The following is an 8,748-nucleotide window of genomic DNA, read 5'->3' on the forward strand; positions in this document are numbered from 1 at the left end:
GGTCGCCGGCGATCGCCTTGGCGGCACCCAGCAGCGCATCGCCGGCGACCCCGCCGAGGCCGGTCGGCAGCGGCCAGCGGGCGGTCGGCGGCAGGGCGCTCGCCATGCCGCTCGCCGCCCCGAAGCCGATGATCCAGAGCACGATCCGCAGCTGCATCCGGGCGAGCCGGTGGGTGCGCAGCAACCGCATGCCCCACACCGCCGGCGGCAGCGCGAAGGCGAGCGCCCCGAGCCCCAGGAGCTGCATGCCGAGATCCGACACCACCGCGCCGCCGAAGCCGAGCAGGTTGCGGGCGGCGCGCGAAGTGGCGTGGTTGAGGCTCGGGTCGTCGATCGACCACGTCGCCAGGGCGACGGTGAAGCACGCCGCCCCGACGAGCAGGGCGAGGCCGGTGACCTCCGTCGCCCGCCGCGTCAGGAACGCGCGGAGCGTGTCGATGAGGCCATCGTAGGGCGATGCCGAGCGACGAAGCGAACGCATGCGGGACGATACCGGGTACGCGGAACTGGACCGTGAGGATGGGGCGGTGCGGTTAATGGTGGTTTAAGGCTAACTGGATCTTGCGGCATTGCGGGAGACCGGCGGGAAGCCGCTGGCTCTGCTGGACTTTTCCGGGTGACCGGATCAAATCCCGTCATGAACGCGTGAGGCGCCCATGCCCGCTTCTGTCATGCGCGCTTCTGTCCTGCCCGCTCCCGTCCTGCCCGCTCCCGAGACCGCGCGGGCGGCACGGATCTTCGTACGGCACCTCGTTGGGCGCTATCCGGTGAAGGACGTCGTGCTGTTCGGCAGCCGCGCCCGCGGCATGCATGATGATGACGGCGATGCCGCCTTTGGACGGGCGCTCAATCGCGTGCACGAAATCAGGATGCTGGCCGACGATACCTCCGAGCCGCCCGGTTCCGACGAGGCAGCATGGGCCGTCGCTCAGGCGGAGGCCCTGCTTGCGGAGGTGCAATCCAAGATCGGCTCCTGAGGGGCGACATGCTTCCCCGGACGGCCGATTGACGGTCATGCCACAGAAAAGAAGCCCCAGCGCGACTGCGCCGGGGCTTCTCTCGTCTCCGATGCGCCGGGGCGGCGACCGCCCCGGCGCATCCAATCCTCAGTAGTTGTAGGCCCGCTCGCCGTGATCGGCGAGGTCGAGGCCCTCGCGCTCCTCGTCCTGCGTCACCCGCAGGCCGACCACCACGTCGACGATCTTGTAGAGGATCGCCGAGCCGACGCCCGACCAGATGATGGTGAAGCCGACCGCCTTGGCCTGGGCCAGGAAGGCCGGGCCGAACTCGTAGGCCGCGGCCACCAGCTCGCCGGGCTTCGTCGCGTAGTCGGGGGCGCCGACGCCGCCCAGCGCCGGATTGACCAGGATGCCGGTGGCGAGCGCACCCAGGATGCCGCCGACGCAGTGCACGCCGAAGACGTCGAGGGAGTCGTCGTAGCCCAGCGCGTTCTTGACGGTCGAGCACATCACGAAGCAGACGGCGCCGGCGACGAGGCCGAGCACGATCGAGCCCATCGGACCGGCAAAGCCGCAGGCCGGGGTGACGGCGACGAGGCCGGCGACCGCGCCCGAGAGCATGCCGAGGAGCGACGGCTTGCCCTTGGCGGCCCACTCGACGAGGAGCCAGGACAGGCCGGCCGCCGCGGTGGCCACGAAGGTGTTGATCATGGCGAGCGCCGCCGAGCCGTTGGCCTCCAGGTTGGAACCGGCGTTGAAGCCGAACCAGCCGACCCACAGCAGCGAGGCGCCGATCATCGTCATGGTGAGCGAATGCGGGGCGAGCAGGTCGCGGCCGTAGCCGATGCGCTTGCCGAGCATCAGGCAGCCGACGATGCCGGCGATGCCCGCGTTGATGTGCACCACGGTGCCGCCGGCGAAGTCGAGGGCGCCCCACTTGAACAGCAGGCCGGCATCGGCGTTGACGGCGTCGAGGGCGTCCTGGGCCGCCTTCTTGGAGGCCTCGTCGGTGGCCGCCGCCAGCGCCTTGGCGGCGTTGCCGACCGCATCCGGGCCGCCCCAGTACCAGACCATGTGCGCCATCGGGAAGTAGATGAAGATCAGCCACAGCGTGCTGAACAGCAGCAGGGCCGAGAACTTCATCCGTTCCGCGAAGGCGCCGACGATCAGCGCCGGGGTGATCATCGCGAACGTCATCTGGAAGCAGATATAGACGTATTCGGGGATGACGACGCCGTTCGAGAAGGTGGCCGCGACCGAGTTGGCGTCGACGCCGCGCAGGAACGCCTTCGAGAAGCCGCCGACGAAGTCGTTGAGGCCGCCGCCATTGGTGAAGGCGAGGCTGTAGCCGAAGAACACCCAGACGATGCAGGCGACGCAGACGATCGCGAAGACCTGGGTCAGCAGCGACAGCATGTTCTTGGTGCGCACGAGGCCGCCGTAGAACAGCGCCAGGCCGGGCACCGACATCATCAGCACCAGCGCCGACGAGATCAGCATCCAGGCGGTGTCGCCCTTGTTGGGCACCGGGGCCGCCGCGGCGGCGGCCGGCGCCGCCTCGACCGTCGGCGTCTGCGCCAGGGACGGCTCCACCAGGAGGAGCGCGAGCGCGGCGCCTCCCAGGCCCAGAGCCAGGACGTTGCGTAGCTTCATGGAAGAGAAACTCCCGATGGAATCGAAGGCAATGACGGGAAAGGGGGCGCGGGGCGCGAAAAGCCGCCCCGCGCGGGCAAGGTCTCAGAGGGCGTCGACGTCGGTCTCGCCGGTACGGATGCGCACGGCCTTCTCGAGCGGCATCACGAAGATCTTGCCGTCGCCGATCTGGCCGGTGCGGGCGGCGGCCGCGATGGTGTCGACGACGTTCGCGACGAGGTCGACCGCCACCGCCACCTCGATCTTGAGCTTGGGCAGGAAGCTGACGGCGTACTCGGCCCCGCGATAGATCTCGGTATGCCCCTTCTGCCGGCCGTAGCCCTTCACTTCGGTCACGGTCAGGCCGTGCACGCCGATGCTGGTGAGGGCGTCGCGGACCTCCTCCAGCTTGAACGGCTTGATGATGGCCATGACGATCTTCATGGGACGAGCCCCCTTTCGATTGGCGCTCCCGCCGGCTTGCGGCCGGGTCGGGACGTGATCCGGCGCCCGAACGGACCCATCGGGGCCCGGCGCCGGTCTCGGGGACATCCAATCAAGGAACGTGCCAGCGAGCGGACCGCACGATGCGGCTACGCTGCCCGGTTCCTGGGCCGATTGCGGAGATTGAAGCCGCTCCCGGCGGCATTGCAGTTCAAAAAATCAGCAAATGCCTGGTAATAAGGCAGAATGGATCAGGCTTCGGGCGTCGGAGCCGTCCGCTTCTCGCGGATCATGCCCTCCTGAGCGACCGAGGCCACCAGCGTGCCGTCGCGGGTGAAGATCAGCCCGCGGGCGAAGCCGCAGCCGCCCGACGCGCTCGGGCTGTCCTGGGCGTAGAGCAGCCACTCGTCGGCGCGGAACGGCCGGTGGAACCACAGGGCGTGGTCGAGGCTCGCCGGCTGGATCTCGCTCTCGAACACCGTGCGGCCGTGGGGGCTGAGCGAGGTGTCGAGGAGCGTCATGTCGGAGGCGTAGGCCAGCACCGCCTGGTGGATGGCGGGATCGTCCGGCAGCCGCGAGGTCGCCCGGATCCAGACGTGGAAGCGCGACGAGCCGGGCTTGCGCTCGCCGTAGCGCTCGGGTTCGACCGGGCGCAGCTCGATCGGCCGCTCGCGCTCGAAATAGGCCCGGACCGGCTCGGGCATGCGGGGCATCATCGAGGCCTTGAGCAGGCCCTCGCCCGGCAGGTCCTCGGGCATCGGCACCGCCGGCATCGGGGCCTGGTGATCGAAGCCCGGCTCCTCGACGTGGTAGGAGGCCGACATCGAGAAGATCGGCCGGCCGTGCTGGATCGCCACCACCCGCCGCGTCGTGAAGCTGCGGCCGTCGCGGATGCGGTCGACCTCGTAGACGATCGGGACCTTCGGGTCGCCGCCGAGCAGGAAATAGGCGTGGAGCGAGTGCGGCCGGCGCTCCGGCGGCACGGTGCGGGTCGCCGCGACGAGCGCCTGGCCGATCACCTGCCCGCCATAGACCCGCTGCCAGCGGTCCTTCGGCGAGCGGCCGCGAAAGAGGTTCTGCTCGAGCGTCTCCAGATCGAGGATGTCGAGGAGTTCGGCGACCGCGCGCAAGGGAAGAGATCCGGGCCAGGGGAGGGGCGCGTAGCTGACGCAGGCCGATGCGCGCCGTCAAGCGACGCAACCCGCCGCCCGACGTGCTAAGAGCCCTGCCCGAGGATTGAGCAGCGGGCATTGGCGACATGGCGCAGGGCGAAGGCGTGAGCGGGCGGCGGGCGGCGGCGCGGGAGATCGTGGTCGCGGGCGGCGGGCTGCCGGGGCTGGCCCTGGCGCTCGCCCTGCGCCAGGCCCTCGGCGAGGCGGTCCGGATCACGGTCTGCGACCCGGCCTTCGGCCGCGCGGACGCGCCCCGGGACCTGCGCGCCTACGCGGTGGCGGCCGCCGCCCGGCGGATGCTCGAGCGCCTCGGGGTCTGGGACGCGGTCTGCGCGAGCGCCCAGCCGATCCGCGAGATGGTGATCACCGACAGCCGCCTCGCCGACCCGGTGCGGCCGACCTTCCTGACCTTCGAGGGCGACGTGGCCGAGGGCGAGCCCTTCGCCCACATGGTCGAGGGCGGCGGCCTGCTCGCGGCCCTGCGGGATGCGGCCGCGGCGGCCGGCGTGGTGCTGGAGGCAAGCCCGGTCCAGGCGGCGGTACCGGACGCCGACCGCATCGTCGCGCGCCTGCCGGACGGGCGCACGATCCGGGCCGACCTCGTGGTGGCGGCCGACGGCGCCCGCTCGCGCCTGCGCGAGGCGGCCGGCATCGGCTGGGTCGGCTGGTCCTATCCGCAATCGGGCATCGTCGCGACGGTGGCGCACGAGCGCGACCACGAGGGCCGGGCGATCGAGCACTTCCTGCCCTCCGGCCCCTTCGCGGTGCTGCCGCTGCCCCCCGGCGGGCCCCTCGGCCACCGCTCCTCGATCGTCTGGACCGAGCGCCAGGCCGACGTGCCGGCGCTCCTCGGCGGCGGGCCGGAGGAGGCCCTGATGGAGGTCGAGCGCCGCTTCGGCCTGGCGCTCGGACAAATCGCCCTCGAATCGCCGCTGAGGGCCTATCCGCTCGCCTTCGGCATCGCCCGGCGCTTCGGCGCGAAGCGCCTGCTGCTGCTGGGCGACGCCGCCCACGTCATCCACCCGATCGCCGGGCAGGGCCTCAATCTCGGCCTGCGCAGCGCCGCCGCCCTGGCGGAATCCCTTGCCGACACGATGCGCCTCGGCCTCGACCCCGGCGGCCCCGAGGCGCTGGAAGCCTACGAGCGCAGCCGCCGCTTCGACACCCTGGCGATGGGCGCGGCTACCGACGGCCTCAACCGTCTCTTCTCCACCGACGCGCTCCCGGTGCGCCTCGCCCGCGACCTCGGCCTCGGCCTCGTCGACCGGATGCCGGGCCTCAAGCGCCTGTTCATCCGCGAAGCCGCGGGGTTGCGGGGGCGCCAGCCGCGGCTGATGCGGGGGGAGGCGTTGTAGCGCAAGGGCACGCTTTCCCGCGCGTCGCAGCGGGGGGCAGGTTCAACCCGCCTGCCGGTAATCGGCGTCGACACGGTAGGTCGCCGCCGTTCCCTTCCGGGTGCGCTTGGCGGCGTAGAGGGCCGCATCGGCCTGACGCAGGAGCCGATCGCGGTCCTGCCCGGCCGTGCTCGACCACGCGATCCCGATCGTTCCCGTCACCCGAGCGATGTGACCGGAGCCTTCCATGACGATCTCGAGGTCGTGCAGCAGGCGCCGCACCGTGCGATCCACTCCCACGCCATCGACACCGGCGGACAGCACGACGGCGAATTCGTCGCCCCCGAGCCTCGCCGGAAAGCTCCCGGCGGTGCAGGAGGCGCGCAGTCGATCGGCGACACGGCGCAACACCGCATCGCCCGCGGCATGGCCGAGGACGTCGTTGACGCCCTTGAAACCGTCGAGGTCGATCAGGAGGACGGCCACGTCGCCGTCCGCCGCGCGTGCCGCCCGCAGCCGGGCATCGAGAACCCGGTGAAACTCGACGCGGTTGGCCAGCTGGGTCAGATCGTCGGTGCGAGCCAGATGACGCAGACGCTGCTCCAAGCCGTGCCGTTCGGTGATGTCCTGGATCAGGCCGATGAGGGCGACCGGCCTGCCCTTCGCGAGCTCGATCTCGCAGGAGCATCGCACGCGCCGCGCATTGCCCTTCGCGGTGACGAAATCGGCATCCAGCTCGAACGGCTCGCCCGTCTCCAGCGTGCGCATCACCGCGGCGACGAACGCGGTGCGGTCCGGCTCGGGAAAGTGGTTCAGGATCTCGTCAGTCGGGACGCCGCCGCTGATCGGCCGTTCGTGGATGGCGAAGACGCCGTCCGACCACGCCGTGGACTGCCTCTCGATGTCGTATCGGTAGGACCCCATGTCGGCCATGCGTTCGGCCTGCTTGAACTGGCGACGCTCGCGCTCCAGCCGCTCCGCGGTCAGACGGTGTTCCTCTGCGGCCTCGGCAGCGCGCCGGGCGACGGATCGCGCCTCGATGAGAGCCTCGGCGAGGCAGGCCAGACCCTCCAGAACCTCCAGAACCTCCACGTCGGTCGGCGTCGGCTCGCGCGGCCTCTCGTCCAGGACGCAGAGCGTCCCGACCGTCACCGGGCCTCTGCCGGGCCGCTGAACGCGGACCGGGACGCCCGCGTAGAAGCGGATGTTCGGTGCGCCCGTGACGAACGGGCTGCCGGCGAAGCGAGGATCGAGCCGGGCATCCGCGACAACGAGCGGTGCCCCGGTCTCGACCACGATCGGGCAGAACGCTTGATCCCGCGGGGTCTGCGGGGCGAGAGGCCCGCAATAGGCCTTGAACCACTGGCGCTCCGGGGCGATCAGCGTGATGGACGACATGCTGGTGCCGAGCATGCGCTGCGCGAGCTTCGCCAGGGCATCGAACTCGCGCTCGGGCGGCGTATCGAGGAGGGCGATCTCGGCCAGGGCCTTCTGCCGGAGCGTCTCGTGCTCGTTGTCCGACATGCGCCGCTCCGCCCCCACCTCGCCTCGCCGCCGCGAGAACGCGGCGACGGCTCTACGACGCGCGAGCTTAACCGCCCGTGACGTCGCCCCGGCGGGACGGCGTCTCCCGAAATCGTGAAAAGCCCAACCACCGTGCCGGCCCCGTCGATGGAAGGCGTCCGCTCGCACCTCACCGTGCCGCCGAGCGGACAGACGACGGTCCGCCCGTCCCGATCACCCGGCCACGCCTCGTCACAGATCGAGGCGGGGATAGTGCCGGCTTCCGCACACGGTCGGCGACGACCATCCCCTCGGTGAAAACCCGAACCGATCCGGGCTCCGAGCGCTTCAGCGCAGATCCCCCGCGTGCCGCACGGCGAAATGCGTCAGCTCGGTCAGGCTCGCCAGCCCGAAGCGCTGGCGCAGGGCCGCGCAGGCATTGGTCACGGTCTTGTAGCTGACCGACAGATCCTCGGCGATCGCCGTGTAGCCCCGGCCCTCGGCGAGCAGCGTGAGGACGCGGCGCTCCCGCTTGGTGAGGGTGGTCAGCATCGTGCGGCGCGGGTCGGCCTGGAGCAGGGCGACCGCGGTGGCGAGCGTCCCGTCGAGGTAGGGCCGGCCGGCCCGGACCTGCTCGTAGGCGCGTACCAGGTCGCCGGCGGGCGCGTCCTTGAGCACGTAGCCGACGGCGCCGGCGGCGAGCGCCCGGGCCACGACCGCCGGGTCGGCATGCATGCTGAACACCATCATGCGGGTCGTCGGCGCCCGCTTGCGGACCCGCCCGATCAGCGCGAGCCCGCCGAGGTCGCGGCCCGGGAAGGTGAGGTCGATCACCGCCACGTCCGGCTCGTGGCGCAGGATCGCCCGGTAGCCCTGGCACAGGCTCGCGGCCTCCCGCACCTCGGCGCCCGTATCCTCGAGCAGCCGGCGGGCCCCGCGGAGCACGATCGGGTGGTCGTCGACCACGACGATGCGGGTCACGGCGACTCCTCCTCGGGTGTCTCGGGGCCGGCCGGCAGCACGATCCGCAGGGCCGTGCCGGGCGCCCGCGGGGCCAGCGCCAGGTGGCCGCCGAGCGCCTCGACCCGCTCCCGCATCCCGGCGAGGCCCCGGCCTTCGCCGAATCCTTCGGCTTGCCCTTCGGTCGGCCCTTCGCCCGGCTGCGGTCCGAAGCCGCCGCCATCGTCCTCGACGGTGAGGCGCAGGCGGCCGTCGGCCTCCTCGGCGACCGCGACGACCACCCGTTCCGCCCCGGCGTGGCGGAGCGCGTTGGTCAGCCCCTCCTGCACGCAGCGATAGATGGTGAGGTCGACGAGATCGCCGTAGCCGTCCTTGAGCGGCGCGAAGCGGCCCTCGACACCGATCTCCGGGTGGTGCCGGGCGGCCTCGCGCACCAGGAGTTCGAGGCACCGGGCGAGCGGCACCTGGCCGAGGCCGGCCGGGCGCAGGCGGTTGAGCAGCGCCCGGTTGATGGTCTGCACCCGCTTGACGATCGCCGCGATGTCGTCGGTGCGCTGGGTCAGGCGGCCCCGCGCCGGCTCGTCCAGGGTCCCGGCGATGCGGGCGATCGACGAGGAATTGGCCTCGAGCGCGAACAGGCACGGGCCGAACTCGTCGTGGAGTTCCAGCGCGGTGCGCCGGCGCTCGTCCTCCTCGGCGGTGAGGAGCCGGCGGTGGAGCCGGAGGTTGGCGGCCCGGGCCGCC

Annotated in this window: 9 protein-coding genes; 2 read left to right on the top strand and 7 right to left on the bottom strand. The window is 71.8% G+C overall.

From position 1 onward, the window contains the following. On the bottom strand, positions 1 to 481 hold a 481-nt coding region (locus tag QR78_RS07315), incomplete at its 3' end, for a DNA translocase FtsK 4TM domain-containing protein (RefSeq protein ID WP_048426842.1). Positions 482 to 656: 175 nt separating this feature from the next. Between QR78_RS07315 and QR78_RS07320 the strand changes: the two genes are divergently transcribed. After that, a complete protein-coding gene (locus QR78_RS07320; protein WP_125901271.1) occupies positions 657 to 977 on the top strand; it encodes a nucleotidyltransferase family protein in 321 nt (106 codons plus the stop codon). 129 nt (positions 978 to 1,106) lie between these two features. On the opposite strand, the gene QR78_RS07325 is transcribed toward QR78_RS07320, so the two are convergent. The 3 genes from QR78_RS07325 to tesB form a co-directional block, all read right to left on the bottom strand. Then, positions 1,107 to 2,612, bottom strand: coding sequence for an ammonium transporter (locus QR78_RS07325; RefSeq protein ID WP_048426844.1), 1,506 nt, complete (start codon positions 2,610 to 2,612; stop codon positions 1,107 to 1,109). 84 nt (positions 2,613 to 2,696) lie between these two features. Continuing rightward, entirely contained in the window at positions 2,697 to 3,035 is a 339-nt protein-coding gene (locus QR78_RS07330) for a P-II family nitrogen regulator (protein ID WP_048426845.1), read from the bottom strand. Positions 3,036 to 3,286: 251 nt separating this feature from the next. Further along, positions 3,287 to 4,165 (bottom strand): acyl-CoA thioesterase II, encoded by an 879-nt coding sequence (gene tesB, locus QR78_RS07335; RefSeq protein WP_048426846.1) that lies wholly within the window; start codon positions 4,163 to 4,165, stop codon positions 3,287 to 3,289. Positions 4,166 to 4,293: 128 nt separating this feature from the next. Between tesB and QR78_RS07340 the strand changes: the two genes are divergently transcribed. Continuing rightward, positions 4,294 to 5,562 (top strand): FAD-dependent monooxygenase, encoded by a 1,269-nt coding sequence (locus QR78_RS07340; protein ID WP_048426847.1) that lies wholly within the window; start codon positions 4,294 to 4,296, stop codon positions 5,560 to 5,562. 42 nt (positions 5,563 to 5,604) lie between these two features. Here QR78_RS07340 and QR78_RS07345 read toward each other — a convergent pair whose 3' ends face one another. From QR78_RS07345 to QR78_RS07355, 3 genes are all read right to left on the bottom strand, one after another. After that, on the bottom strand, positions 5,605 to 7,065 hold the full coding sequence (locus tag QR78_RS07345) for a diguanylate cyclase domain-containing protein (RefSeq protein ID WP_048426848.1): 1,461 nt from the start codon (positions 7,063 to 7,065) through the stop codon (positions 5,605 to 5,607). Positions 7,066 to 7,392: 327 nt separating this feature from the next. Then, on the bottom strand, positions 7,393 to 8,025 hold the full coding sequence (locus tag QR78_RS07350; protein ID WP_048426849.1) for a response regulator: 633 nt from the start codon (positions 8,023 to 8,025) through the stop codon (positions 7,393 to 7,395). After that, on the bottom strand, positions 8,022 to 8,748 hold a 727-nt coding region (locus tag QR78_RS07355), incomplete at its 5' end, for an ATP-binding protein (RefSeq protein WP_048426850.1). The genes QR78_RS07355 and QR78_RS07350, both read right to left, overlap by 4 nt.

Origin of the sequence: Methylobacterium indicum, assembly GCF_001043895.1 — a bacterium.
GTDB classification, from domain to species: Bacteria; Pseudomonadota; Alphaproteobacteria; order Rhizobiales; family Beijerinckiaceae; genus Methylobacterium; species Methylobacterium indicum.